This window comes from Bifidobacterium cebidarum, from assembly GCF_009193305.1.
Taxonomy (GTDB): Bacteria; Actinomycetota; Actinomycetes; order Actinomycetales; family Bifidobacteriaceae; genus Bifidobacterium; species Bifidobacterium cebidarum.
Genome location: NZ_WBVS01000003.1, coordinates 1 through 26324 on the forward strand (window position 1 = coordinate 1; position 26324 = coordinate 26324).

A 26324-nucleotide genomic window follows, 5' to 3' on the forward strand; every position below is an offset into this window, starting at 1 on the left:
CCAGCGTGTAGATGAACACGCTGCATGCGAATGCCGTCCACCACAGGCACAGCATGAACAGGAATGGATTCACGGTTTGCACGCGCAGATACAGCAGGTCGCCCAAACCCAAAATGGTGGTCTGTATCAACGCCAAAGCCACGAAAATCATGCCGCGACCAAGGTAGAGCTGCCATCCTTTCGGCTTGTGCAATGCCGCTACCGTCTTCTCGGACACGTTCGGTTTCATGATGATGCCAAGGAACATAACGCCAACCCAAATGGCCATCAATGTGTAGAACGGCGCCATGGAGGAACCATTGTTCTCAACAGGGAAGATAGCCTTGCGCTTCAACGTTACGGGCGTGGTCATGGCGGCGGCCAATGTGTCGGCCGGCTGGCTGAACAGTGTGCGCACCTGGTCCACTCCCCCGGATGCCATTGCCGCATCGATGCTGTCCGCGGCTTGTTTCAGCTTGTCCGCCTGCTCGACGAGCGTACTGTTCGCCTCATCAAGCTTATCCGCCACACCATTGATGCGGGTCAGCGCATTCGCTGCATTGTTGCCATTGGCTTGTGAGGCTTCGGTCACGCTGGCGAGCATCGATTGTGCGTCATTCACCAGCAGTACTGCATCCTTACCGCTTTGCCGTGCGGACTTGGCTGCGTTGGCCATTTGCGGCATCACATCGTTCTGGTATGACTTGTTCAGATCGCGGATCGATTGGGCAAGACTTGCCGCCTGATTACGCAAATCAGTAGCGGCTTGTCCAGTGGACTGCGAGCCAGCAGCAGCTTTATTCGCGGCATCGTTCAGTGTGGCGTCATAACCGTTGAGCTTGGCGATGCTGCGATTCACATCTGCGATAGCCGCATCCAGCGCTTTGCGCTCGGCATCGGTGCTCGCATTGTTTCTCAGACCATCCAAGGTATTGCGATAATTCTTGAGCTCGGCAATCATCGGCTGCACAGTGTTTGTGGAAATCGACTGGAGTTTCGCTGCAGTGTCTCCGGCGGACGTCGAGGGTTGCTCCAAAACGTCCGCTGCTTCAGAACCGACTGTATCGAAAGCATCCGCCAGCGCATCAAGCGCGGTGGTCATGCTGGTGCTGGCCTGGTCGAGAGCATCGGCGGCCTTGTCGAGCTTCGATTCCAATGCTTTGGCATCGATGGTTTTCGTGGACATGGAGGATTTGGAATCCTGCATCGCCTTCAGCGAAGCATCGAGCATGGATGCAGCAGAACGAGTCAATCCTGCGTAGCTGGAACTGAGTGCCGCCGCGGAAGCCAGATCTTCCGATTCTTGGCGCAGACTAGAGCTCAGCGCGGAGACCGAGCGACCACTCTGATCGGTATCCAGATAATCGAGTATCGAGTTCATCGTACCAATCAGCGTCTTGGCCACCGTCGAGGTCAATGTATCGTTCACCTGCTCCTGTACTGCCGCAGCACCTTGGTTCGTCACCGTGGAAGCGATGGGATTCTTCTTGGGGTTGGCGTAGTACACCAAGTGCGCGTGCCGCGTGGTACCGGCGTCGCCAGTATTGCTTCCTTCGCCGGTGAATACGGTGAATACATCCGAGCTGAAGTTTTTTGGAATGATGATGGCGGCATAGTATTCGCCGCTTTGCACACCGTTCTTGGCTTCCTTTTCGGTTACGAACGTCCATTTCAGATCATCGTTCGCGCGCAACGCATTGACCACCTGATCACCCACGTTGACCGCGGCTGGCATCAGGTCGCCTTGATAACCGACATCAGCATTGGCCACGGCGACTTTCATATCGCCGGTATTGTCATATGGATTCCAACTGCCGTAGATGTTGAACCATGCGTAGAACGAAGGCATGATCATGAGGCCGATGGCGATAATCAGCGCGATGACACTGCTACCGATATGCTTGACGTCGCCAGTGAAAATAGTCCAGACGTTACGCATCAGCGCACCACCTTTCCAATCACGGATTGCAGAAGCTCTCGAACATCCATGCGGCTTTCCTCAGCCTGTCTCGGCAGGCTGAGATGCAGGTATTCGATAGCGATAAGAACGATGTCGATGACCAACACAGCGATCAGCCAAGCGACCAGGAAGCCGATTCTCGGTCCGGTGATCATCATGACGGCAAGGAACGCACCCGGAATGGCCCAGATGAGATGGATTCCGACGCGCACGATATATGGGTAGCATCTCTCGAAGGTTGCCGCACGGTTGCGAATCACCTTGCCCCACGTCGGGTCATGCATCATGTTGCGCACAGTACGCATCACATTGCGTTCGGAGCCGACCACTTCGAGTTTTCTCACGTTGATGAGATCGGTGTCCGCCAGTTCGCGAGTGAACAGGTCGTTCAGGTTGGCGAGCGCCGGCCGACAAGTGACCGTAACGGCGAGAAACACCAGTGCGAACAGTGCCGTACGGGCCAAATCCAACCAGAATGCGTTGCCGTAGAAACCGCCGATGGGTTCACGCAATGCCTCCACGCCATAGGTAAACGGCAATATAGGATGCAGCAGTCGATAGAAGCGCGGCATCATTTCGATGGGGTACATGCCGCCCGCTCCAGGCACTTGGAGGATTAGGATGATGACGCTTAAGGCCATGCCGATGTGTCTGAAGAGCATGATCAGGCTGTATACCAGCGACACATAGGTCATCGAGCAGACCATCGTGCCGAATATGTAGGCGATGGGTGACAGGCATTGGATGCCGATGATGAGGTTGCCGGTTGCGATCACGATGCCTTGGAGCATAGCGAGTGGCATCATCAGCAGCCAACGGCCGAGGAATGCCTGTGCCGGGGTGAGTCTTTCGATGCCGTCCGAATCGGCATCGTGGCGGAACAGGGTAAGCGCCACGAAGGAGCCGACCCAGCAGCCGACGTTGGTGAAGAACGGTGCGACCGCGGAACCGTAATTGCGCACCGGGTAATAGCTTTTGGAATTCAGCGATACCGGTGAGGCGAGGAATTCGGAAACCGTATCCGCATTCACTCCGGATAGCCCTTTGAGCTGTGCCCACGCCTCGCTGGAACGCAATACGGTGAAGTCGTTGCGCGTGCGGGTGATTGAGTCGCTCACACGTTTGAGCTGAGTGTCGGTCTGGGTCATGGTTTGTGAGGCGGCGGCCAATGTCGAGTCGAGCTGGGCGAGACTGGAGTCCAACTGTTTGAGCTCTTGTGCTGCGGCTGCCGTGGTGTCGGACAATCCGGTGAGGCTTGCGGACAGGTTATCGAATCCTTGATCGGCTTTGGTATTGGCCTCGCCGGAGATGCGCGACAGGTTGTCCGCCTTGGCGTTGAGCTGGTTGAGCGCGTGGTTGATGGAGTCCTGTGAGACTTCCAGTGAACCGGGCAGGCTATTGTTGAGCTGCTTCAGCGTTGCGATTTGTGTTGCAATGGCCTGTTGCTGATCTTTAGCCTGCTGCAATGCCTGGGTGTTTGCCAGATCAGGGTCTGATTCCATGCTTTCGATGGCGTCGCCAAGTCGATCATTGGCGGATTCAAGTGTGGAGAGCATCGCATCCACGCTGCCGGACAGCGCTGCGGCATTGCCGTTGATCGAGCCGATAGCGCCATTGGCCGTACTGGAAAGCGAGCCCAATCCGGTTTGACTTTGGGTGATCACCGTATTGGCAGATTGGTTGAACGCGTTGAGACCGCCACGTGCAGCGCTGATGGAATCCGCGGTATCGGCAATGGATCCTGACAGCGTGCCCGCCCGCCCGGCAAGCGAAGACATGTCTTTTCTCACCTGTGCAACAGTCCTGCGCGAGGACTCGATGGAATCCTGGGCATCGTCGACACCGGAGCGGGCGTCACCGATGCTGTGCTGCGCATCGTCGAGTTTGACGTTCATCGTTTGGGCAGTACCGTCAAGCTTGGTGTTGACGTTACCGGCTTCCTTGGTCAGCTCGCGTGTCACCGTGGCGCTTACCGTGCGCACGAAGGATTCGTTGATCTGCTTTTCGAGTGATTGCGCACCGGATTGCGCCACCCTGGGAGATAGGGAGTTGACTTTCTCGTTGACATAAAACCGTAGCTGAGGGCGTATGATTTCGCCCTGCAGCACGCTGGTCATATCCGCGCTGAAATTCTTGGAGATGATGATGGCGGCATAATAATCGCCTGATTCCACACCTGCGATGGCATCGTTTTCGCTGACGAATCGCCAGCCCAAATCATGGTTCTTCTTGAGTGTATCCGTGGTCTGGCTGCCGAAGTTGAAGTCTTTACCGTTGACGGATACGCCTCTGTCGTTGTCGGCCACGGCGATCGGCACGTTGCCAGTCAGTGCATACGGGTCGAGGTTCGCGGCGACGTTCAGCCAGGAATAGAGCCCGGGGATCACGCATGAAGCAATCAGCAGTATCACCGCGAACGGCACTGCGAGCACCCGCTGCACATCCCGCATGAACACCTTCCACACATTGCGCATGCCGAATCCTTTCCGTCAATGTCTGCAGAACGTTAATCAGACAACAGAGTGTCTATTTAATCCGGCACACATTATCGAGGAAAGTTCGGCACAGCGCAATGAACACAGTTCCGCATTATGTTCATTTCAACACCATTGATGAGGACTCGGGACCACGGACATCCGCCGCGGCAACGCGAGGCAAATAAGCGTGATGGCTTCTCAGCTGGCGCGACGATCAGTTCGTTCGCCACGCAGGAACACCAGTGGAATGATAATCAGCGGAACAGAGCAAGCGCCCATGGCCAGATACGTGAGGTTCAGGCCATGCATGTTTGCCGCAATCATGTTCATGCCGTCAGCCTGCGCGGAGGCAGCCAGCGAAGTCATCAGCCCCACAAATACCGCCTGGCCGATCGCCCCGGCGATGGTGCGCAACGCGGTGAACAACGCATTCGCATCGGCGAGGCGACCCTCCCCTGCGGCACTGGTGCCCCAGGTCACCAACGGCATCATCAGGCATCCGATTGCCAGTGAACGCGCCACATTGATGGCGCCCGCCGCCCAAATCGACGCGGACAGCGGCAGCAGCCCCATGCACAGGTTGCTTGCGGTCAGGCATATGCCGCCGATGAGGAACAGCCGCCGCACGCCGAACCGGTCATAGAGTCTGCCAGCCATCGGGCTGATGATCGCCATGGCGAGTGAGCCGGGCAGACTCACCAGACCGGCCATCGATGCCGAGCCGCCTTTGATGGTCTGCACGTAGAGCGGCAGCATCACGGACGAGCCCATCATCGCGAAATACAGCAGCATGCTGCCAATCACACTCAATGCAAATCCACGGTTGCGCAGAATACGGACGTCCAGGAACGGGCGTTCACGCTTGAGCTGCAGCATCACGAACCAGATGGACGCCGCGACACCCAATACCAGTGGCAGGAGCACCGTCGTGCTTACGAACGGCATGGAGCCTATGTTGCCGACGCCGAGCGTCACGCCGCCGAATGCGATGATGCTCACGGCAAAGGACAGCGTATCGAAGGACCGCTTGGATGTTTTGAGCACATTGCCGAACACGAAGCATGCCGCGATCAGTGAGACCGCCATCACGGCGATCACCAGGTAGAAGATCGAACGCCATCCGAATGCATCGACCATCAAGCCGGACAATGTCGGGGCAATCACCGGCGTGACGCCGACCGCGAGCCCATACCAGCCCATAACCGTGCCGCGGCTATCCGGATAGATGGTCAGGAGCACGACCTGCGCCATCGACATCAACAGTCCGTTGCCGCAGGCCTGTACCACACGGCCGATCATGATGACGGCGAATGGCACCGGGAGCACGCAGACCAGCGAGCCGATGATGAACAGTACCGCACCGGCGAGATACAGCGGTTTGGTCGGGAACCGCGTGATGAGGAACGCGGTCAACGGCATCACGATGCCCATGGCGAGCGAATAGCCGCTGGTCAGCCATTGGCCCGTCTGCATGGTGACACCCAAATCGGCGGCAATAGGAGGCAGGGCCGTGGTCAGCGCCGTGGCCATGATGGTGGTGGCGATGCACGAGAGCAGGATGTTGATGAAAATGAGCGTACGGCGACGGTTGCTCAGTGAGGATTGTTCAAGGTAAGACATGATGATGATTCGTTTTATTGCTGCTGCTTGTTGAGCTCTTGGTAATGCTGCTTGATTATTGAGAGAATCGTTCCGAATTGTTCGCGCTGGTCGGAATCAAGCGCGGCGAGTAGTTCCCCCGATGCGCTATTGCCCGCCGAGCGATGACGCATGGCCTCGGCTTTGCCCTCCTCGGTGAGCTCGACCATGTAGGTGCGCCCATCTTCAGGATGTGGTGTGCGCGAGATCCAGCCGCGCGACTCCATTTTGCCGAGCAGTTCGCTGAGCGATGCCGAGCGTATGCCCAGAATCGCGGCAAGCCTGCGTTGACTGACCGGACCGAGACCACTGAGGGTCAGCAAACACCGCGACTGCCCACTGCCGCGCGCGAGCGCATCATTGTTGCGCACTTCCCGTTGATGGCTGGCACGCGCCACGTCATGGAACAGCTCCACCAGTTCCTGGTCGCTCATCGGCATGGTTTGCACGGTCTCCTTGGTGATACAAAAATTGCTAGGTACCTTGCAAATAATACAAGGTACCTAGCAAAATGCAAATCAGCATCAACTCATTGCGTCATTGGCGCCCCTTGCGGCGACGCGGAGTAAGCGCAGCGGGACCATGCTGTTTGAGGGCGAACAGCAACGCTCGCATGCCGCCGATGCGCGGGTTCGGTTGTTTGCCGCGCGCGATGCGGTGCATCTGCAGCTCGAACCAGCTGATGACGAGAATGCCGCCGAACGCTTTATCAAGCGGCTTGACGCCGGTCGAAATCCGCGGTAAATCAACGCTTTCACGCCAGCCATCACGGATAACGCGGTTCGGCAGGTCGGGCACAAGCGCCAATGGACGCGCGATACCAATCATCTGCGTGATACCCTCGCCCAGCGCATGCTCCATGTCGGCCGCGTTGCGGAATCCTCCGGTCAGCGCAATCGGCACACGCAGCTCGCCTTTGACCCGTCGCGCAAAATCGGTGAAATAAACACCGCGTCTGCGATCTTCGGCAGCACCGTCATTGGTCTGGATGACCGGCTTGGAATAGGTGCCACCAGAGACGTCGATCACATCGACACCGCGGGCTTCCAGCTGTTTCATGACCCAAATGGATTCCTCTTCGTTGAACCCACCGGGAGCGCCGCTTTGCTCATTGACTTTAACAGCAATCGGCACGTCGGATGAGTTGAGTTTCACCGCAATTGGGAACTTCGGACCAACGGCCTCGCGCACAGCATCGAACACATCGAACAGGAAGCGAGCGCGATTTTCCAACCTGCCGCCGTATTCATCATCGCGATGATTGTCGAGTGGCGAAAGGAACTGGTTGATGAGGTATCCATGGGCTGCATGAATCTCAACACCGGTAAAACCAGCCTTCTTGGCGATGCGCGCCGTGTTGGCGAAGCGGCGGATGATGTCTTGAATCTGTTCACGTGTCAGCTCAGTCGGGTCAGCGAAGAACCTGCCATAGTCACCTTCGATTCTGCCGGCACTCGGGGCGAGTGGATGCTGGTTGACGGTGATCGGCGACTGGCGCCCGGGATGGTTGATCTGCATCCAGCAATGCGCGCCGTTCTCGGTACCGGCCGCCGCCCATCGGCGCAGCATGGGAAGGTCGCGCTCATCCTCGACTGCCACGTTGCCAGGCTCCCCGAGTTGCGTGTGGTCGACCATCACGTTGCCGGTGACGAGTACGCCCGCGCCGCCTTGCGCCCAAGTGCGGTATAGGCGCACATGTTCTTCAGTTGGAGCACAGTCGCGCCCGGCGAGCGCCTCGTTCATCGCAGATTTGTAGAACCGATTCTTAATCGTCACACCGCAGGGCAACGCCAATGGTTCGGCAATCATCGCTGCCTTTTTATTGTCCAGCATGATATCCATCTTTCCATTCGTCCACATTTTTACAGTTGTCTAAAATAGCACAGGTTTAGACAACTGTAAAAATATGGACGATAGACTATGCTGAACTCCAAGCAATACGACCAAGCAATCGCGGAAAGACTGCTCCGCAGGTTTCATAGACAGGGAAAACAAGGATATGAAGAAAGACATCAATGCAAAGCTCACACGTGGCACACAGCGTACATTGAATGCTTTCTTCGACGCGATGACTGCACTGCTTACCGCGAAATCGTTCACCGACATCAGCATCAACGAACTCTGCGAGCACGCCGGTTACCCACGTGCCACGTTTTACAACTATTTCGAGGACCGTGACGACCTGCTGAACTACTGCTGGATCGCACTGTCCCAACAGACTGACTCCGCTGACCTTACTGCGGTTGAATCCTTCCGCCGTGTGGATGTGGCGCTGGATTCCATGGCTGATTTGCTGGAAGCCCACGCCGATCTGCTGCAATCGATTCTGGAACATAACCCGCCGGAGGGTTCACTGTTCTCCAGTCTGCACATATTCATCAAACAGCGCGCACGGGAACTGATGCTCACCTGCATCGACCGCGATCGTCTTGATCTGCCAGTCGAGCTGATTGCCGACCACTACGCGAACACGGTGATGCTCGTGCTCGACTGGTCGTATTTGCGCGGTCATATGCTCACCCGGGAGCAACTGCATACCTACGCACACGCTTTGCTGCGCGGAGTGGAATTCACGGAATCAGTCTGACCGGAGTGGACGAATCAGGCCTCAACGACCTCAGACGCCAGCGAGGCCGAAGAACGTTTCGATAACGGCGTCGTTGAGCAGACGGCCATTGCGAGTAGGAACAACGCGGCTGTGGCCGGCGTCATCAGAAGTGATGACGATCAGCCCTTCCTGGACCATCGGCTGCAGTTGAGCCACATCAATGGGCTTTAATCTCGTTCCGTCACCGGCCTTGGCGGGCTGCTCCCCCATCGCAGCAATCGCATTGTTGATGCGCTTCAGGTCAAGACCTTCGCGGATGCGCAGCCCGAGCATGATGAGCTCCTCGAGGTTCTCAGTCGGAGTGATTTCCTCGCTGCCATCCCATGGGATGCGTTTTTCGTTAATAGCAGTGCCCCACAGTCGCGGATGTGCAATATCCCATGCGCGCAATGCGTCAAGCGATGACCGCGCGTTGTAATGACTGTGCGCGCCCGGGCCGAGCCCTGCCCAGTCGACGTTGCGCCAATAGCCGAGATTGTGCCGGCTTTCGTATCCAGGCTTCGCCCAATTGGAAACCTCGTACCATTGGAGTCCGGCCGCCGCGAACAGGTCATCAGCTATCTCGTATTTGGCCGCTTCATCATCATCGTTCGGCTTGGGCAGGGTGCCGGCGGCAATCTGCCTACCCATTTTGGTGGTCGGTTCCACGGTCAGTGCATATGCGGAAATATGATTGACGCCCAAGTCGATGGCGGTCTTGACCGAAATGCGCCAATCATCCAGGCTCTCCCCCGGTGCACCATAGATCAAATCAACACTCGAGCGCAATCCGGCCTTGTTCGCAGCCTCGACTCCGGCGGCTACATTGGCCGGCGTATGGGTGCGGTCAAGGGTTGTGAGCACATGCTGCACGGCGGACTGCATGCCAAAGGAGATACGAGTGAACCCGCCTTCGGCAAGACGATTGATGTAATACTCGTTGACCGTGTCCGGGTTGGCCTCAGTGGTGATTTCAGCACCGGGCTGGATGCCCCAAGTCTTCCGAATGGCATCCAGCATGGCCACCAAATCGTCCGCGGACAGAATGGTCGGAGTGCCACCGCCGAAGAACACGGTGGAGGCCGGCGGCTCTTCGATACCGTGGTCGAGCTGCCATTGCTTGGCTAGTTCCATCTCGCGAATGACCATCTTGGCATAGTTGCCACGCGAGGCACCTGCACCAAGATCCACCGCGGTATATGTGTTGAAATCGCAGTAGCCGCATCGGCGAAGGCAGAACGGCACGTGAATGTAGACTTCGTAAGTCATAGTGGCTCCCTCTGATGAGGGAGCCAACACGTCGATTCAACCATTCCAGCAGTCGTTACTACAAGTCTCTCCCTCAGTCAGCTACGCTGACAGCTCCCTCGCCAGAGGGAGCCGAACTATTATCAGCCTTCCGTCTTCTGGGCGGCGCGGATCTTGTCCTTGGTGTCGCGGTCGTTGGATTCCTCGCCGGTGGAAAGAGCTGCGATGAACGCCTCCTGCGGGACCTCCACATGACCGAGCATCTTCATGCGCTTCTTGCCGGCCTTCTGCTTTTCAAGCAGCTTGCGCTTACGGGTGATATCGCCGCCGTAGCACTTGGCCAACACGTCCTTGCGCAAAGCTCGGATGTTCTCGCGAGCGATGATGCGCGAACCGATTGCTGCCTGAATCGGAATCTCGAATTGCTGGCGGGGGATGAGACCGCGCAGCTTCTTCGTCATCATCACGCCGTAGCTGTATGCCTTATCGCGGTGCACGATGGCGCTGAACGCATCGACCTTCTCGCCTTGAATGAGAATATCCACCTTGACCAGATCAGCGGTCTGCTCGCCATCCTCGTGGTAGTCGAGTGATGCATAGCCCTTGGTACGGGACTTCAGCTGGTCGAAGAAGTCAAAGACGATCTCCGCAAGCGGAATGCGGTAGTGCATTTCCACGCGATCGGTGGAGATGTATTCCATCGTGCCCATGATGCCGCGGTGGTCCTGGCACAGATCCATCACAGCACCGATGAACTCCTTCGGCGTGATGATATCGGCGGCCACCATCGGTTCCACGATCTTCTTGATCTTGCCGTCCGGGAATTCGCTCGGGTTGGTCACATGATGTTCGCTACCGTCTTCGGCGGTCACATCATAGGTAACGTTCGGCGCGGTCTGAATCAAGTCCAGGCCGAACTCACGAGACAGTCGCTCGTTCACGATTTCCATGTGCAGCAGTCCCAGGAAGCCGCAGCGGAAGCCGAAGCCCAATGCCACGGAAGTTTCCGGGGTATAGATCAGGGCGGCATCGTTGAGCTTGAGCTTGTCGAGTGCATCGCGCAGCTCTGGGAACTGTGCATTATCAATCGGGAAGAGACCTGCGTACACCATCGGCTTCGGATCGCGATAGCCAGGCAGTGGCTCGGTTGCCGGGCGCACGGCAGAGGTCAGAGTGTCGCCCACCTTGGACTGGCTCACGTCTTTTGCGCCAGTGATGATGTAGCCGACTTCGCCGGCACCGAGTGCCTTGGTACGCATCATATCCGGGCTGATCACGCCGATTTCAATAGGGTCGTGGGTCATGCCGATGCCCATCATGTGCACCTTTTCGCGGTCGCGCAGCTCACCGTCTTCCATACGGATGTAGGTTACGATGCCGCGGTAGGAGTCGTAGACGGAATCGAAGATCAGCGCACGGGCCGGAGCCTCAGGGTCGCCGTGCGGCGCGGGCACCTCCAGCACAATACGGTCGAGCAGTTCGGCCACACCCTCGCCGGTCTTGCCGGACACACGCAGCACATCGCTCGGCTCGCATCCGATCAGACCGGCGATTTCCTCGGCGTGCTTGTCCGGCTCGGCGGACGGCAGATCAATCTTATTGAGCACCGGGATGATGGTCAGATCATGATCGATGGCCATGTACAGGTTGGACAACGTCTGCGCCTCAATACCCTGCGTGGCATCCACCAACAGCACAGCACCCTCGCATGCGGCCAATGCGCGGGAGACCTCATAGGTGAAGTCCACATGGCCAGGGGTATCGATCATGCCCAGCGTGTATTCGGTGCCATCGAACGTCCATGGCACACGTACAGCCTGGGATTTGATGGTGATGCCGCGCTCCTGTTCAATATCCATACGATCCAGGAAACGGTCACGCATCTCACGTTCGGGCACGATACCGCTCAACTGCAGAATGCGATCGGCCACGGTGGACTTGCCGTGATCGATATGCGCGATGATGCAGAAGTTACGAATCAGTGACTGATCAGTGGAACCCGGCTGATTGTGTTGGACGACCAACGCATTCCTCCTCTTGGCATATACTCAAACTTCACTTAGTGTAGCCGAGGGACTGTATTCGGCGTGGCATCGCGCGGGTTTTTCCGGGGTGCATGCTATCCTCTTACTTTTGTATGTCCTTGTAAAACACATCGTTTGGAGTAAACGTGGCAAACATTAAGTCGCAGAAGAAGCGCGTGCTCACCAATGAGAAGCGTCACCTTCGCAACGTGGCTGTGAAGTCCGGCCTGAAGACCGCTATCCGCGCCACTCGCGAAGCCATCGCCGCCGGTGACAAGGCTGCCGCCGAGGCCGCCTACAAGGTCGCTGCCCAGAAGCTCGACAAGGCTGCTGGCGCTGGCGTGATCCACAAGAACCAGGCCGCTAACCGCAAGTCCGGCCTCGCTGTGGCAATCAACGCTCTGTGAGCATAAGCCTTTCTCAGGTTTGAATAAAACCCTGCAGTCCACTGGATTGCAGGGTTTTATTGTATTCGTTGTGATTGCGCGCTACAGTTCCTCAAACAACCATATTCATGTGCGGCTAGTCCACAGGCTCATTCTCATCGTTGTCATGAGACTTCAATGCACGCGGCGTAATATCCGGACGCTCAAGATAACGCTTCTCCCCTGGCAGGTACACATGCGTGCGTGGCATCGCACCAGGCATGGTGACGTTGAATGCCACCGACAGCAACCGAATAGCCACCACGATGATGACAATCAGCACATCAAGCACCATTTCAGAACGCACATCAAACCAGCCGTAGCGCACACCCCGCCATACCAGAACAGTCAATATGCATCCAACGAACGATGGAATGGCATAGAGATGCTTGTCTCGGATGATCATCGGCACGTCACCGATGAAGATATCTCGAATCAGTCCGCCGGCTAGTGCCGTGAACATACCGAGAAATACGGCCGTCATGCCGGAGGTGCCAAACGCCAATGATTTTGCAGTACCGTTGACGGCAAATAGGCCGAGCCCCAGAGCATCGATGAAGGTCATCGTCCATTTGAGCTTTCTGATTTCCGGGTGGGCGATGACCACAACCACGCCAGAGAACAACGTGGTGAGCACATAGCCTTTGTCCGTGATGCCCACAGGCGGCAAATCACCGAGCATCACATCGCGGAACAAACCGCCGCCAAGTGCAGTCAGCCAGCCGCAAAGCATAATGGAGAAGATGTCATAGCCTTTTTGAATTGCGGCAAGACCACCGGAAAGACCCCAGCAGAGGATGGCAAGATATTCAATGCCGACAAATACCGCATTGCTCTCCAACGCCATCTGCATGAGTCGCTTCCCTTCTTGCCCCGCTTATCGGATTCGCATGCCGTAACGAGCCTACACCTTCTTCGCAACAGAAAAGACCTCTTGGAATCATAGCGAATCCAAGAGGTCTTCATTAATCGTTATTGAGAATTATTCTCAGCACACCTTCCACATCCAGTTGTGCGGGTCCTCGACTTCGCCGAGCTGGATGCCGAGCAGCTTGTTGCGCAGAGCAACAGTCAGCTCGCCAGAACCACCGTCGGCAACGGTGACGTCGAACTTCTCGGACTTGAAGCGACCAATCGGGGTGATGATGGCGGCAGTACCGCAAGCGAACACCTCGGTGACTTCGCCAGACTTGATGTCTTCGAGCAGCTGGTCGATGGCGATCATGGTCTCGACCACGTCGCGGCCCTCGTCCTGCAGCAGCTGGATCAGGGAGCGGCGGGTGACGCCCGGCAGAATGTTACCGGTCAGGGACGGGGTCTCCACGTGGCCATCCTTGTGGACAACCATCATGTTCATGCCGCCGAGCTCCTCAAGGTAGGTCTTGGTGGCGGCGTCCACGAAGCAGACCTGCTGGCAGCCGTTGGCGATGCCAGTGTATTCGCCGAGCAGGGATGCGGCGTAGTTGCCGCCGCACTTGGCGAAACCAGTGCCGCCAGGGCCGGTGCGGAACCACTTGTCTTCAACCCAGATGCTCACCGGCTTCACGCCGCCCGGGAAGTACGGGCCGGAAGGAGAAGCGATCACGCAGTAATCGACTTCCTGCGGGGCGCGCACACCGAGGAACGGCTCGGAAGCGAACATGAACGGACGCATGTACAGCGTGTACTCACGACGGGACGGAACCCAAGCGGCATCGCGCTTGACCAGTGCGGCAACGGAGCCCAGGAAGTCATCGACCGGCAGTTCCGGCAGGTACAGACGCTTGGCGGAGTTCTGGAAACGCTCGGCGTTGGCATCCGGGCGGAACAGCCAGGTGGAACCGTCAGCGTGACGGTATGCCTTCAGACCTTCGAAGCACTCCTGTGCGTAGTGCAGCACGGAAGCACCCGGATCCATCTTCAGCGGAGCGTACGGCTCAACGCGGCGATCGGACCAACCTTCACCCTTGGTCCAGGTCATGTGGGTCATGTTATCGGAGAACACCTGGCCGAAAGCCGGCTTATCGATGAGGGCCTGACGCTTCTCATCGGATGCGGGATTATCGTTCGGCAGTACGGTGAACGGTTCGGTGAGCTTATCGAGCGCAGCCGGATCGTGGTGCGTGTTTTCAGTCATTAGTCGTTACTTCTTCTTGACTTGGCGGTATAAGCCGCCGTGTTAGGGGGTTTGCTGTGCGCTTGTGGCGCCAAGCTCTGTGGATACTTTCGCACACCAATGCATAATGCGTGCAAGAGTTTTCACATGGTGAAAAAGAAGAACCCGCGTCCTAGATTTCCCTAGGCGCGGGTTCCGCGATCTACTATGAGTTCGTCTGCGCGTTATCGCGTTTCAGACAAAAACTCACTTGGCGTCGGCGGCCGGAGCGGCGGCAGCAGCGTCGGCGGCGGCCGGAGCGGCAGCAGCCTCCGAAGCAGCGGTGGACTCAGTAGCATCCTCCGGAACCTCAACGGTGACCACGGACTCTTCCGGATCCTCAACGTCGAGCTCAACGCCCTCAGGCAGCACAACGTCCTTAGCGAACACCTTGGTGCCGTCGGTCAGGCCCTCAACGCTCACGACGATCTTCTCAGGCAGGTTGGCGACATCAGCGCGAACCTTGAGCTCCTGGATGTCGACGAATGCGACGGCGGCGCCCTTCGGGGTGCCCTCGACGAAGACCGGCACCTCAACGTCGATCTTCTCGCCGGCCTTGACCTCGAGGAAGTCGATGTGCTCGATGATGCGCTTGACCGGGTTCTTCTGCACGTCCTTGACGACGGCCATCTTGGTCTCGTCGCCGAAGGAGATGGAGAACAGGGCGTTGGTGTGACGCAGGGCCAGAGTGGTCTCGCGCATCGGCAGGGTCACGAAGGCCGGTTCGGTGCCGCCGGCGTAGATGGTGGCCGGAATCTTCTTGGCAACGCGCAGACGACGGGCAACGCCCTTGCCGAACTCGGTACGGGCTTCGCCTTCAAGCTTAATGGTGGTAGCCATAATGGATACTCCTTGTTTTTGGTGTTACTTATCGTTTTGTCTGTTTGACGCCACGACGCGCCGCAGAACAAACACCCAAGGAGGTGAACATCTTACGCCGAGTCGATAACGGAAGATACGGACTCTTACGAGACTGTGTCTTCCCTCGCCAAAGCAACACGCTCTGGCTCGGTTTTCGTCGCGTGATCAATCACGCTCCCCTCGCCTACGAACAGTCCACCGGACTGTTCGCTTCACGGCTCAGCCTTGCCAAAGCAACAGGAATCAAGTATATACAAGGCCATGACTTTCATGTAGTAGTCCTATATTTGATAGTGGAATATAGGAATCGAGGGCCGCGATGAAGCGCATCACTAGAAATCTTATTATCGGCGCAGCAGCCACAACCGCTGTGATCAGTACCGGCACCTTTGCCATCGCTGATTTTATGTTTCATCTTTCACTTGATAAGCGTTGCGCGAAGTGGATGGAAAAGCTGATGGCCCATGACGCCGCTGCTGACTATCTGGAAATACCACATGCCGATGCCAATGAAGAGCGAGAAGCTGCGCAGTGGTTCGAAGGCACCAGGCAACCAGTCACCACTGTCAGCGAGGATGGGTTGAAACTGCACGGCTGGCTATTCGACCCGGACAGCACCTCCCCTGCTCCTCATCTGTATGCCATTTGTATGCATGGGTACACCGGCACTCCCGCCGAGATGGCGAAGTACGCGCATCGGTTCGCACGCATGGGATTCACCGTGCTGGTTCCTGCCCAGCGCTGCCATGAACTCAGCGAAGGTAGGTTCGTGGGCATGGGCTGGCTGGAACGCCGTGATCTTATGCGCTGGATTCATTTGATTGTGGAGAGCGACCCTGAAGCTCGCATACTACTGGATGGCATTTCCATGGGTGCGGCCACCGTGATGATGGCTGTCGGCGAGCCTGATTTGCCACGCAATGTGATAGCAGCCATCGAAGACTGCGGCTACTCCTCGGTTTGGGATCAATTCCTCTATAACGCGAAAGGCATGTACCGTCTTCCTCGCCGTTGGATGGCGATACCGACGGTGGCCGCTATGAGCAAGATTGCCAAGCACGTAGCTGGATACGATTTCACAGAAGCATCGAGCGTCAACTCGCTTCGCCGCACTACGATCCCCATGATGTTCATCCATGGCAGTGATGACGTGTTCGTGGACCCGGCTTTTCTGGACCGCAACTTCGCCGCCTGTGCCAGCATCGACCGTGAACGTCTACTGGTTCCGGGAGCCACTCACGCCATGAGCGCCAGCACCCAACCTGAACTCTATTGGAGCCACGTCACCAACTTCGTGAAGCGCACCTTCAAACTGTAAAGCCATAAAAAATGGCTCCCCTTATCAAGGGGAGCCAATACCACTCCATCAGGCCAACAATGCAATTGCTTGCGTAATGCGTGTGTCAGCTGCATTTACGCAGGCAATGTAATTGTTGGACTGATGTGTGTGTCCTCGAGGCGCACTGAGGGAAGGCGTACGATGGTACGTCGACCGAAGAGCAACGACGAGGACACTCCATCAGGCCAACAATTCCTTGACGGCGGCGATGACGGCTTGCAAACTCTTCTTCGCGTCGCCGAACAGCATCTGCGTGTTGTCCTCGAAGTAGAGCTCGTTCTGGATGCCGGCGTAACCCATGCCGCGGCCACGCTTCATGACCACGACGTTCTGGGCCTTGTCGACGTCGAGAATCGGCATACCGGAGACCGGGGTGCCTGGGCGGCGTGCAGCAGGATTGGTCACGTCGTTTGCACCAACGACCAAGGCCACGTTAGCCTGCGGGAACTGCGGATTGATCTCATCGAGATCGACGAGTTCCTCATACGGCACATTGGCCTCCGCCAAGAGCACGTTCATGTGGCCGGGCATGCGGCCTGCCACCGGGTGAATGGCGTAGGAGACTTCGACACCATGGTTCTTGAGCAGTTCGCCGAGGTCGGCGAGCTCTCGCTGGGCCTGGGCCTGAGCCAAGCCGAAGCCCGGTACGAAGATGACCTTTTCGGCGTAGACGAGCTGGACAGCCAGATCGTCAGGCGTGGTTTCCTTCATCGTGCCTTCAGGGCCGTCACCGGCAGCAGCGGCACCGGAGCCACCACCGAAGCCACCGGCAAGCACGGAAATCAGCGGACGGTTCATGGCTTGGGCCATCAGGATGGACAGGGTCACGCCAGCGGAGCCGACCAGTGCGCCGGCCACAATCAAAGCCACGTTGTCGATGGCGAGACCGGACATGGCCACTGCGGTACCGGTGCAGGCGTTGAGCACGGAAATCACGACCGGCATATCAGCGCCGCCGATCGGGATGACGAAGACGAGGCCGTAGCACAGGGCGAACACGGTGGTCAGGATTGACCAGATCAGCCGCTGTTCAGGCTGTACGCACAGCATGACCAGGGAAGCAATGGACAGCACGGCGAACAGGATGTTCCACACGCCTTTGCCCGGCAGAGCCAGTTTCTTGACCCACTTGATGCCCTGGAGCTTGCCGGCTGCAATCAACGAGCCAGTGAAGGTCACGGAGCCGATCAGAATACCAAGGCCGGCGGTGATGAGCACCACGATGTCCGGAGTGCCATCCTTGGTGAGGATATCGTTCAGCGCCACGAGGGCTGCAGCACCGCCACCCACGGTGTTGAACACGGAGACCAGCTGCGGCATGTCGGTCATCTTGACCTTCTTGGCGGAGACCACACCGGCCACAGCGCCGATCAGAATGCCGACGACAAGCACCACTACGGCCACAATGTTCACGAATCCCTTGGCGAAGAGCACTATGAACGCCATAAGCACGGCGACGACCATGCCGAACGCGGAAATCTGGTTGCCCTTACGCGCGGTCTTCGGCGAGTTCATGAAGTGCAGGCCGACCACGAACATGACGGCAGAGAACAGGTATACGAACCATGCAACGATGTCAATGGTTCCCACGGTTGCGGAGGTCATTACTTCGACTCTCCCTTCTTCTCGTTCTTATTGGACTTGAACATCTCCAGCATGCGGTCGGTGACCACATAACCACCAACCACGTTCATCGTGCCGAGCACGGCGGCGAGGAAGATGAACACGTAGGCCAGCGGGCTGTTGGCTTCAGCCGCCACGATGACTACACCGACAATGACGATGCCGTGAATGGAGTTGGCGCCCGACATCAACGGCGTGTGCAGGGTTGCCGGCACTTTGCCGATGACCTCAATGCCGATGAGCAGTGCAAGCACGAATAGCGTGATGGATACAACGAGTGTAGGCATGATAATTTCCTTCTTCCTTGGCTCACTCGGACTTCGCAGCCGGCTCTTCAGCGCGACCGGCAACCACCAGAGCGTTGTCCAGCTCTTCGCTCAGATCCTGGCCGAGTTTGCCATCGCGAATGAAGTGCACGAGAATATCCGCAACATTGCGAGACAGCAGGTTGGATGCGGTGGTTGCCACTCCAGAAGCAAGGTATGGAGCACCAATCAGCTTGACACCACCTTCAGTGACCTGCTCCCCTATTACGGAGCCCTCAACATTGCCGCCTAGTTCGGAAGCCGCGCAGTCCACCACGACAGCGCCACGGTGCAGTCCATTGACACCGGCTGCGGTAAGTAGTACCGGAGGTTTGCGACCGGGAACCTTAGCAGTGGTGATGATGATGTCGAAGCCTGCGGCCTTCTCGTCAACCGCGGCCTGCTGCTGAGCCTGTTCCTCAGCGGTCAGTGCACGGGCATAACCGCCCTCGCCCTGGCCCTTGGAAAAATCGAGACCGAGATCGAGGAATTTGGCACCAAGGGACTCGACTTCACCCTGAGATGCCGGGCGCACATCGTAAGCGGTCACCACGGCACCGAGGCGGCGCAACGTACCGATGGCCTGCAGACCAGCGATACCGGCGCCCAGCACCAGAGCCTTGGCCGGGCGGATCGTGCCTGCGGCGGTGGTCATCATCGGAAGGAACGAACCATAGGCATCAGCGGCCGCAATAGCGGCCTTGTAACCCATCACTGAGTTCTGGGAGGTCATCTCATCCATCGACTGTGCGCTGGATAGCTTGCGCGGCAGCTTTTCGATGCCGATGCCAACCAGTCCGGCCTGTTCGAGCGAGGCAACATAATCAGCATCGGTGAAGGAGCCGAGCATGCCAATAACCCACTGCCCCGGTTTCAACGACGCCACAGTCTCAGCAGATGGCCTATCCACAAAGCCGAGCGCATCGGCCTCGGCAAGTACACTTGCACGATCGGCGACCTTCGCGCCGGCCTTCTCATAATCTTCATCGGTGTATTCGGCGGCTATGCCGGCACCGGATTCAATAATCGAGGAAACACCGCTCCTCTTCAGTCGTGTAACGATATCCGGCGTCAGTGCAACGCGAGATTCCGTTTCAGACGTTTCATTCAAAACGCCGAAGACCACGGTGGCTTCTTGGTTTTGCGCCATGAGAGCCCTTTCTGTTCTACTTTGAATGGAAATGGTTATCCAACTCGTAAGTGTAACCGCAAATCGCGAAGAAAGGCGTTTATTTCTTACGGTTGCGTAGGGTTTTCCTACGGTTGCGTAAGGTGACGAGTTCGTCTTGCATGATTACAATTTGAACTTTGAGAAGCGTTTGGCATGGTTTTGCCATGCCGCAACGGCATTGAAATGTATAGCAGGAGCAAGAATTGTCGGTTATCAATTCCTTCACGCAGCACACCATTGACCTCACCCGTAAGGCGCTGAGGCTTGGATCCGACTTCGTTCATCCGGTTCATGACGACACTCCGGACGAGCCGGATTACCTCTCCAACTCCGATGTGCCGGTTGAGTCGAATATCGAATTGCCTCACACCGACGATTGGGACGACGGCCATCTGACCACTACCGAAATCGACCCTGAAACCGGATTGTTGACCACAACGACCGAAGGCAACCCTGAACTGGATGAGGGTACTTCCATTTACGATCTCTATGCTGACCGCGCCGAACGTATGGGTGATGAGCCGCTCTATACCTACAAGTCCGGCAATGAGTGGACGACCGTCACCGCCAATGAATTCCTCGCCGAGGTGCGTGCCGTAGCTAAGGGCCTGCTGCACTACGGCTTGAAGAAGGGCGACGGTGTGGCCTTCATGTGCCGCACCTCCTATGAATGGGATTTGACTGATGCCGCAGTCATGGCTTGCGGCGGCGTGCTGGCTACCATCTATGACACTGATTCCGCTGAGCAGATTCGCAACATCGTGAACAATTCCGACGCGCGACTGCTTATCGTGCAGACTACCGATATGCGCGATAAGGCCGATGGCGCCGTCGAGGAATGTCCCTCACTTGAGCACATCGTGTGCATCGACAACGGCGGTCTGGATGAAATCAAGGCATATGGTGCCGGGGTCTCTGATGCCGAACTGGACGAGCGTATCGACTCCATCAAGAAGACTGATCTGTGCTCGATTGTGTACACTTCCGGTTCGACTGCTGCGCCGAAGGGCGTGGAGATGACCCACGAGCACTACTGCCAGACCGCTCTGAACCTGCCGAACTACATGCCGGAACTGCTGCATGACAAGAAGAACACAATTCTGCTGTTCCTGCCGCAAGCCCATTCCTTTGCCCGCGCCATCAACTACATTGTGGTGGCTTCCAATATCCACATCTATATCGCCCAGGGCATCAAGACGCTGATCTCCGATCTGCAGGTGGCTAAGCCGTCCATCATGATTGTGGTGCCGCGCGTGTTGGAGAAGGTGTACAACGCCGCATCCCAGAAGGCAGGGCATGGTCCAAAGGGCGTGGTGTTCGCCTCCGCTGTGGTGGCGGCACAGGACTATATGAAGGAAATCTCCGCCAACGGCAAGGCTGGCGCGTTGACCCGCACCAAGCGTGCGGCGTTCGACCCGGTGGTCTATTCCTCGCTGCGTGAGGTGCTGGGCGGCCGCGCCAAGTGGATTGTGGCCGGCGGCGCCCCGTTGGATCCCGATCTTCTGGCCTTCTTCCGCGGTGCCGGTGTGCCGGTGTACGAAGGCTACGGTTTGACCGAAACCACCGCTCCGTGCGCGTTCAACCCGCTGGGCACGCCGTTCCACGCTGGTTCCGTGGGCATCGCATTCCCCGGTTTCTCCCTGCGCATTGCCGAAGACGGTGAGATTCAGGTCAAGGGTCGCGCAGTGTTCCCGCGCTACCACAAGAACGATGAAGCCACCGAACTATCCTTCACTGAGGACGGCTGGTACGCCACCGGCGATCTGGGACGCATCGACAATGACGGCTTCCTGTACATCACCGGCCGTAAGAAGGACCTCATCATCACCGCAGGCGGCAAGAACGTCTCCCCCGGTCCGATCGAGGAAGTCATTCAACGCTGCGAGATTGTCTCCCAGGCGCTGGTGCTCGGTGATAAGCGCCCATTCATCTCCGCGCTGATCACCTTGGATGAGGATTCCCTACGCCCGTGGCTGGCCTCCAAGGGCTTGGATGAGAACATGTCCATGGAGGACGCCGCACAAAACGCCGCGGTTCGCGCCGAAGTGCAGAAGTGGGTCGATCAGGCCAACGAAGGCGTTTCCCGTGCTGAATCCGTGCGCAAATTCATCATTCTGCCGGAGGAATTCACCCAGGAGAACGGTCTGATGACCGCCTCCATGAAGGTGATTCGCCCGAAGGTCATCAAGCGTTACACCACCCTGCTCAACACCCAGATGTACGTGGCCCGCAAGAAGTGACAATTACTGACACATCTAACAATGAAGGCTTCCTCCCACGAGGAAGCCTTCTTACATATTTGCGCTCATATCTGCATATATGTAAAGGCTCCCCTCAACGAGGGGAGCCAGAAACAGCATCGGCAAAGCCGATTCCGAAACTGCGAGTGATCCTAAGCAGTTGGCTAGAAGCCGAGCTTCTCCAACTGCTTAGGATCAGACTGCCAGCCCTTAGCAACCTTGACGTGAAGGTCGAGCTTGGCCTTCTGCCCTACGATGCGGTTGACCGGCGTGCGCAGCTTCTTCTTGACATACGTCAGGTTCGAGGCACCCTTGCCGATGATGATCGGCTTCTGGGAATCACGCTCCACATAGATAGATACGTGAACCTGTGCCTTGCCGTCATAGCCGACGCCGGTTTCATTGTCTTCCGGATAATCGATGGAATCAACCACCACGGCCAGGGAATGCGGAAGCTCGTCATCCAACGCCTCAAGGAACGTGCCACGGATCAGCTCAGCGATGGTTTCTTCCGGACGCTCCTCGCTGATCTGATCATCGGGATACATCTGCGGGCCTTCGGGCATATGCTCAATCAGCACATTCTTGACTTCGGCCAGATTGTCATGCTCCAGAGCACTCACGGGTACGATATCCGCGAAATCAGCGAATGCGTTGATTTCCATGAGCTTGTTGATCAGTTCGGTACGGTTCAGTTCATCAATCTTGGTCACGATGGCGATCAGCGGAACCTTCCAAGCGAACGTGCCATCATCACGCTTCGTCGCGAAATCAGAACGCAAGCGGGAAAGGATGCGTTTGTCGCCAGGGCCGATCTCCTGATCGGCTGGCAACAGGAAAGCCACCTCATCCACATCGGACAGGGATTCCTCCACCACGTCGTTTAGACGCTGGCCAAGCAACGTGCGTGGACGGTGGATGCCGGGCGTATCCACCAGCACCAGCTGCGCATGGTCGGTGGTCAGGATGCCACGGATGGCTTTACGCGTGGTTTCCGGTCGGGAGGATGCAATAGCGATCTGCTTGCCGATAAGTGCGTTGATCAGTGTTGATTTGCCAACGTTCGGGCGGCCCACCACCGCTACGAAGCCGGAACGGTACGGTACATCCTGCTGTGCTGGCTCGGCGGCATTGGCTGTGTTGTTCTGATCGCTCATCTCACTCCTTGCTGGCGGTCTGCTCATCGTCGGCGGATTCGCCGCTTTCATCGCTGGTCTTGCCATCTTCCTCGCCGCCCTCGACGTGTGCCGGTTCCACCACAATCGTGGAGACCTTCTTGCGGCGTCCCGCAGAATCAACTGCAGTCAGCCGCAACCCTCGAGTCACTGCGGAGGCGCCTACGATTGGCACACGGCCCAGGAGTTTGGTGAGCAGACCGTACACCGTATCGACATCATCCTCATCGATATCGATTTCGAAGATCTCCTCAAGATCGGCGATAGGAGTGCGCGCCGGCATCTTCCACTTGTTGTCGCCGATCTTCTCCGGCTCGCTACGTTGGGTGCGGTCATGCTCGTCCTCGAGTTCACCCACAATCTGCTCGAGCGTATCCTCGATGGTCACCATGCCGGCGATGCCGCCATATTCGTCCACCACGACGGCCACATGCTGACGGGAGCGCTGCATCTCGTGGAACAAATCATCCACCGGCTTGGATTCCGGCACCAGGAGCGGCTGTCGCACAATGGATTCCACCTCGCGATTCAATGCCGCGGGATTGAACGCCGTGGCCCGGACAGCATCCTTCAGATATGCGACGCCGATCAGATCATCCACATCCTCGCCGATTACCGGCACTCGGGAGAAACCGGAGCGGGAGAACAGCTTCAATGCCGAGGCTAGCGTAGTGTCGCGTTCCATGCAGATCATGTCGGTACGCGGCACCATGATCTCACGGGTCAGCGTATCGGAAAGAGTAAGCACATTGCGCAGCATCTCCGAGACTTCGGGATCGAAATCATTGGATTCCACCAGTCGGTCGATGGCCGCTTTACCCTGCTCGAGTTGGATTTTCTCCAGTTCCTCGTCATCGGAGAGATCGGAGTCCTTGGACTTACGCCCTTGCGCTTTGCCGCTTTTCTCCGAACCGATACGGGAGAACGGGGTGAGTTTGCAGCCCAAGGAGACGATACGCGAATGGGCGAGCATAATATCCACCGGTTTGGCCATACCGGCGGTCCGAGGGCGTACCAGCACGGAAACCACTGCCACGATGATGGCAAATAGGAATCCCGTGAGCAGGCTTGCCCATAATGGAGCCCCCCACAGCGAAGTGATCGAGCAGACCAGTACGCCATCCAGCACATTGCAGGTGATGCGGAAGAACGCGCAGCTTCCCGCCGTGGCGTAACGATTGGCGATCAGGCGCTGCACCCTATGAATCTTGTCAATCTTCTTCATCTTGAGGAACTGGCTCGCCTCAGAGTCGGTTTGCACTTCCAGGATGAGGTTGTTGAGGCTTGCGCGGGTCACACGGGCCACCGCGCCCTCGGCGGCGGCCATGGTCAGTGAAAGCCATACGAAGACGCCTGCGACCAGAACGAGGATGACGGTGAGGGAAATGACCGTGGTACTGAGATACTCCATGATGGTAGGTGCTGTCCTTAAGAATATTATTGTTTGGCGTTCAGGTCACGGCCGGTACCGTGGGAGGCATCATATAGCGCAAGGGCATCCGGAGTGCCGGCAGGCAATGTGGCCTGCACGTTGGCATCCTGGCGCAACGCGAAGAACGTGAGCAACAGCTGGCGCTGCAGGCCGAACATCTGGCGTTCCTGATCCGGCGTCACATGATCGTAACCAAGCAGATGAAGGATGCCATGGATGGTGAGCAACAGCATCTCCTGCATCGTGCTGTGACCGGCCGCCGCAGCCTGCTGCGCCGCGACCCACGGGCAGATGACGATATCCCCCAGAACGCCTTCCATCACGGTTTTGCCATCGCCGGGGCGAAGCTCATCCATAGGGAAGCTCATCACATCGGTCGGACCTTCGAGATTCATCCAGCGCATATGAAGCTCGGCGATAGGGTCCGGGTCGACGAACATGATCGTCAGATCGGACTGCGTGCTCACCCTCATCTGGTCAAGAACCCAAATGCCCAGATCGGAGAACACTTTGGGATCGATGTTCCATGGTGTTTCGTTGGTAACGTCAACGCTCATTCAGTTTCCTCGCTTGGAGTTTCCGACTTGTTCGCTCGCCCGCCGTGACGATGCTCTCGTTCCATCGCCCGATGGTCGCCGGCTATGGCGGCATGGCGGTCATATGCCGCAACGATCCTACCCACCAACTGGTGGCGCACCACATCTTCGGTATTGAGATGCACGAAGGCGATGTCATCAATGCCTTCGAGAATGCGCTCAATCGTGGCAAGCCCTGAACGTGGCACGGCGAGATCGACCTGCGTGATATCGCCGGTGATCACCATTCTGGTATTGAATCCCAGACGAGTGAGGAACATCTTCATCTGCTGTTCCGTGGTGTTCTGCGCCTCGTCGAGAATCACGAATGCATCGTTCAACGTACGGCCGCGCATATAGGCGAGAGGCGCGACCTCGATGGTGTTGTCGTCCATCAGGCGCTTCAGCTGGTCCGTTCCCAACATATCGCCCAAAGCATCGTAAAGCGGGCGAAGATACGGATCGACCTTATCATTCAACGTTCCAGGCAGGAAGCCGAGCTTCTCCCCCGCTTCCACGGCGGGACGGGTCAGGATGATGCGCCGAATCTGCTTGTCTTGGAATGCGCGCACGGCCTTGGCCACCGCAAGATACGTCTTACCGGTGCCTGCCGGTCCAATGCCGAAGGTGATAGTATGCGATTCGATTGCACTCACATATGCTATCTGGCCAGCCGTCTTGGCCCGTACGGGAACCCCGGCCGCGAATGTGATCACGCCGGGAACCGTGGGTTTGCGATAGAGCGAATCATGTGCGCCGGTCGAACGAGCGTGGGTGCGTTCAAGTGCCGTGGACTGCACCAGCCTGTCATGAGTAGGTCCGTGACCAGGATGCTCAAGACGCACATGGTTCTTCAGTACGTTCTGGTCGAGCATACGGCGCACGGTGTCGGCATCCATGGGCGCGGTGTACGCCGCCTGGATAAGCGTATGGATCAGATCCTCTGCCTGCGCCGCCTGGGACTCGGTCTGCTTGGACCTCGATACGATCGCCACGCGATTGCCGCGCACGATGATGGTCAATTCAGGGAACGCACGCTCCACCTCACGAATGACCTCGTCGACCGGGCCAAACACGGCCACCGGGTCCAATTGGGAGGGGACGGTAATGGTACGTGTAGTTGTTGCCACG

General features: G+C 57.5%; 21 protein-coding genes. 4 read left to right on the top strand and 17 right to left on the bottom strand.

Translation table 11 applies throughout. From position 1 onward, the window contains the following. From F7D08_RS03630 to F7D08_RS03650, 5 genes are all read right to left on the bottom strand, one after another. The coding region (locus F7D08_RS03630; protein ID WP_152209341.1) for a YhgE/Pip domain-containing protein at positions 1–1918 on the bottom strand (1918 nt) is incomplete at its 3' end. Next, positions 1918–4413: a YhgE/Pip domain-containing protein gene (locus F7D08_RS03635; protein WP_152209342.1), complete on the bottom strand. Its 2496-nt coding sequence runs from the start codon at positions 4411–4413 to the stop codon at positions 1918–1920. The genes F7D08_RS03630 and F7D08_RS03635, both read right to left, overlap by 1 nt. Positions 4414–4614: 201 nt before the next feature. Next, positions 4615–6036 (bottom strand): DHA2 family efflux MFS transporter permease subunit, encoded by a 1422-nt coding sequence (locus F7D08_RS03640; protein WP_152209343.1) that lies wholly within the window; start codon positions 6034–6036, stop codon positions 4615–4617. A 14-nt stretch (positions 6037–6050) separates the two neighbouring features. Further along, positions 6051–6494, bottom strand: coding sequence for a MarR family winged helix-turn-helix transcriptional regulator (locus tag F7D08_RS03645; RefSeq protein ID WP_226803306.1), 444 nt, complete (start codon positions 6492–6494; stop codon positions 6051–6053). A 97-nt stretch (positions 6495–6591) separates the two neighbouring features. Then, entirely contained in the window at positions 6592–7887 is a 1296-nt protein-coding gene (locus tag F7D08_RS03650) for an NADH:flavin oxidoreductase/NADH oxidase family protein (protein ID WP_152209344.1), read from the bottom strand. A gap of 166 nt (positions 7888–8053) precedes the next feature. Here F7D08_RS03650 and F7D08_RS03655 point away from each other — a divergent pair, with 166 nt between their 5' ends. Further along, positions 8054–8641, top strand: a complete 588-nt coding sequence (locus tag F7D08_RS03655) for a TetR/AcrR family transcriptional regulator (RefSeq protein WP_152209345.1) — start codon at positions 8054–8056, stop codon at positions 8639–8641. Positions 8642–8671: 30 nt separating this feature from the next. Here the strand turns inward: F7D08_RS03655 and hemW are convergent, their stop codons facing one another. Together hemW and lepA are read right to left on the bottom strand one after the other, a co-directional pair. Next, positions 8672–9910 carry a radical SAM family heme chaperone HemW gene (gene hemW / locus F7D08_RS03660; RefSeq protein WP_152209346.1) on the bottom strand — a complete coding sequence of 413 codons (1239 nt, stop codon included), beginning with the start codon at positions 9908–9910 and terminating at the stop codon, positions 8672–8674. Positions 9911–10032: 122 nt separating this feature from the next. Continuing rightward, complete coding sequence (gene lepA, locus F7D08_RS03665) at positions 10033–11913, bottom strand: translation elongation factor 4 (protein WP_152209347.1); 1881 nt, start codon at positions 11911–11913, stop codon at positions 10033–10035. Positions 11914–12059: 146 nt separating this feature from the next. Here lepA and rpsT point away from each other — a divergent pair, with 146 nt between their 5' ends. Continuing rightward, on the top strand, positions 12060–12320 hold the full coding sequence (gene rpsT, locus F7D08_RS03670; RefSeq protein ID WP_033890964.1) for a 30S ribosomal protein S20: 261 nt from the start codon (positions 12060–12062) through the stop codon (positions 12318–12320). Between the two features lie 115 nt (positions 12321–12435). On the opposite strand, the gene F7D08_RS03675 is transcribed toward rpsT, so the two are convergent. The 3 genes from F7D08_RS03675 to F7D08_RS03685 form a co-directional block, all read right to left on the bottom strand. Further along, the gene (locus F7D08_RS03675) at positions 12436–13191 is read right to left on the bottom strand and encodes a trimeric intracellular cation channel family protein (RefSeq protein WP_152209348.1); all 756 of its coding nucleotides are present in this window, start codon (positions 13189–13191) and stop codon (positions 12436–12438) included. Positions 13192–13326: 135 nt separating this feature from the next. After that, positions 13327–14454 carry a branched-chain amino acid aminotransferase gene (locus F7D08_RS03680; RefSeq protein ID WP_152209349.1) on the bottom strand — a complete coding sequence of 376 codons (1128 nt, stop codon included), beginning with the start codon at positions 14452–14454 and terminating at the stop codon, positions 13327–13329. Positions 14455–14679: 225 nt separating this feature from the next. Next, positions 14680–15312, bottom strand: coding sequence for a 50S ribosomal protein L25/general stress protein Ctc (locus F7D08_RS03685; protein WP_152209350.1), 633 nt, complete (start codon positions 15310–15312; stop codon positions 14680–14682). A 340-nt stretch (positions 15313–15652) separates the two neighbouring features. Here F7D08_RS03685 and F7D08_RS03690 point away from each other — a divergent pair, with 340 nt between their 5' ends. Next, on the top strand, positions 15653–16651 hold the full coding sequence (locus F7D08_RS03690; RefSeq protein ID WP_193316184.1) for an alpha/beta hydrolase: 999 nt from the start codon (positions 15653–15655) through the stop codon (positions 16649–16651). Between the two features lie 201 nt (positions 16652–16852). Here F7D08_RS03690 and F7D08_RS03695 read toward each other — a convergent pair whose 3' ends face one another. Genes F7D08_RS03695 through F7D08_RS03705 form a run of 3 tightly spaced genes read right to left on the bottom strand, consistent with a single transcriptional unit; the run spans position 16853 to position 19750 of the window. Next, on the bottom strand, positions 16853–18277 hold the full coding sequence (locus F7D08_RS03695) for an NAD(P)(+) transhydrogenase (Re/Si-specific) subunit beta (RefSeq protein WP_152209352.1): 1425 nt from the start codon (positions 18275–18277) through the stop codon (positions 16853–16855). Next, positions 18277–18582, bottom strand: a complete 306-nt coding sequence (locus tag F7D08_RS03700; RefSeq protein WP_033890970.1) for an NAD(P) transhydrogenase subunit alpha — start codon at positions 18580–18582, stop codon at positions 18277–18279. Before F7D08_RS03700 ends, F7D08_RS03695 begins: the two co-directional genes overlap by 1 nt. A gap of 22 nt (positions 18583–18604) precedes the next feature. Next, positions 18605–19750, bottom strand: coding sequence for a Rossmann-fold NAD(P)-binding domain-containing protein (locus F7D08_RS03705; protein WP_152209353.1), 1146 nt, complete (start codon positions 19748–19750; stop codon positions 18605–18607). 224 nt (positions 19751–19974) lie between these two features. On the opposite strand from F7D08_RS03705, the gene F7D08_RS03710 reads away from it, so the two are divergent. Continuing rightward, complete coding sequence (locus tag F7D08_RS03710) at positions 19975–22011, top strand: AMP-dependent synthetase/ligase (protein WP_152209354.1); 2037 nt, start codon at positions 19975–19977, stop codon at positions 22009–22011. A gap of 164 nt (positions 22012–22175) precedes the next feature. Here the strand turns inward: F7D08_RS03710 and era are convergent, their stop codons facing one another. Genes era through F7D08_RS03730 form a run of 4 tightly spaced genes read right to left on the bottom strand, consistent with a single transcriptional unit; the run spans position 22176 to position 26323 of the window. After that, entirely contained in the window at positions 22176–23168 is a 993-nt protein-coding gene (gene era / locus F7D08_RS03715) for a GTPase Era (protein ID WP_152209355.1), read from the bottom strand. Position 23169: 1 nt separating this feature from the next. Beyond that, positions 23170–24597 carry a hemolysin family protein gene (locus tag F7D08_RS03720; RefSeq protein ID WP_152209356.1) on the bottom strand — a complete coding sequence of 476 codons (1428 nt, stop codon included), beginning with the start codon at positions 24595–24597 and terminating at the stop codon, positions 23170–23172. 26 nt (positions 24598–24623) lie between these two features. Beyond that, positions 24624–25175, bottom strand: coding sequence for an rRNA maturation RNase YbeY (ybeY, locus tag F7D08_RS03725; RefSeq protein WP_100494093.1), 552 nt, complete (start codon positions 25173–25175; stop codon positions 24624–24626). Beyond that, the gene (locus F7D08_RS03730) at positions 25172–26323 is read right to left on the bottom strand and encodes a PhoH family protein (RefSeq protein ID WP_152209357.1); all 1152 of its coding nucleotides are present in this window, start codon (positions 26321–26323) and stop codon (positions 25172–25174) included. Before F7D08_RS03730 ends, ybeY begins: the two co-directional genes overlap by 4 nt. Position 26324 lies beyond the last annotated feature (1 nt).

Bases quoted from the DNA above. Each gene is read 5' to 3' on its own strand.
- F7D08_RS03635 (WP_152209342.1), bottom strand. From the start codon at position 4,413: ATGCGCAATGTGTGGAAGGTGTTCATGCGGGATGTGCAGCGGGTGCTC.
- F7D08_RS03640 (WP_152209343.1), bottom strand. From the start codon at position 6,036: ATGTCTTACCTTGAACAATCCTCACTGAGCAACCGTCGCCGTACGCTC.
- F7D08_RS03645 (WP_226803306.1), bottom strand. From the start codon at position 6,494: ATGCCGATGAGCGACCAGGAACTGGTGGAGCTGTTCCATGACGTGGCG.
- F7D08_RS03650 (WP_152209344.1), bottom strand. From the start codon at position 7,887: ATGCTGGACAATAAAAAGGCAGCGATGATTGCCGAACCATTGGCGTTG.
- F7D08_RS03655 (WP_152209345.1), top strand. From the start codon at position 8,054: ATGAAGAAAGACATCAATGCAAAGCTCACACGTGGCACACAGCGTACA.
- hemW (WP_152209346.1), bottom strand. From the start codon at position 9,910: ATGACTTACGAAGTCTACATTCACGTGCCGTTCTGCCTTCGCCGATGC.
- F7D08_RS03675 (WP_152209348.1), bottom strand. From the start codon at position 13,191: ATGCAGATGGCGTTGGAGAGCAATGCGGTATTTGTCGGCATTGAATAT.
- F7D08_RS03680 (WP_152209349.1), bottom strand. From the start codon at position 14,454: ATGACTGAAAACACGCACCACGATCCGGCTGCGCTCGATAAGCTCACC.
- F7D08_RS03685 (WP_152209350.1), bottom strand. From the start codon at position 15,312: ATGGCTACCACCATTAAGCTTGAAGGCGAAGCCCGTACCGAGTTCGGC.
- F7D08_RS03690 (WP_193316184.1), top strand. From the start codon at position 15,653: ATGAAGCGCATCACTAGAAATCTTATTATCGGCGCAGCAGCCACAACC.
- F7D08_RS03695 (WP_152209352.1), bottom strand. From the start codon at position 18,277: ATGACCTCCGCAACCGTGGGAACCATTGACATCGTTGCATGGTTCGTA.
- F7D08_RS03700 (WP_033890970.1), bottom strand. From the start codon at position 18,582: ATGCCTACACTCGTTGTATCCATCACGCTATTCGTGCTTGCACTGCTC.
- F7D08_RS03705 (WP_152209353.1), bottom strand. From the start codon at position 19,750: ATGGCGCAAAACCAAGAAGCCACCGTGGTCTTCGGCGTTTTGAATGAA.
- era (WP_152209355.1), bottom strand. From the start codon at position 23,168: ATGAGCGATCAGAACAACACAGCCAATGCCGCCGAGCCAGCACAGCAG.
- F7D08_RS03720 (WP_152209356.1), bottom strand. From the start codon at position 24,597: ATGGAGTATCTCAGTACCACGGTCATTTCCCTCACCGTCATCCTCGTT.
- ybeY (WP_100494093.1), bottom strand. From the start codon at position 25,175: ATGAGCGTTGACGTTACCAACGAAACACCATGGAACATCGATCCCAAA.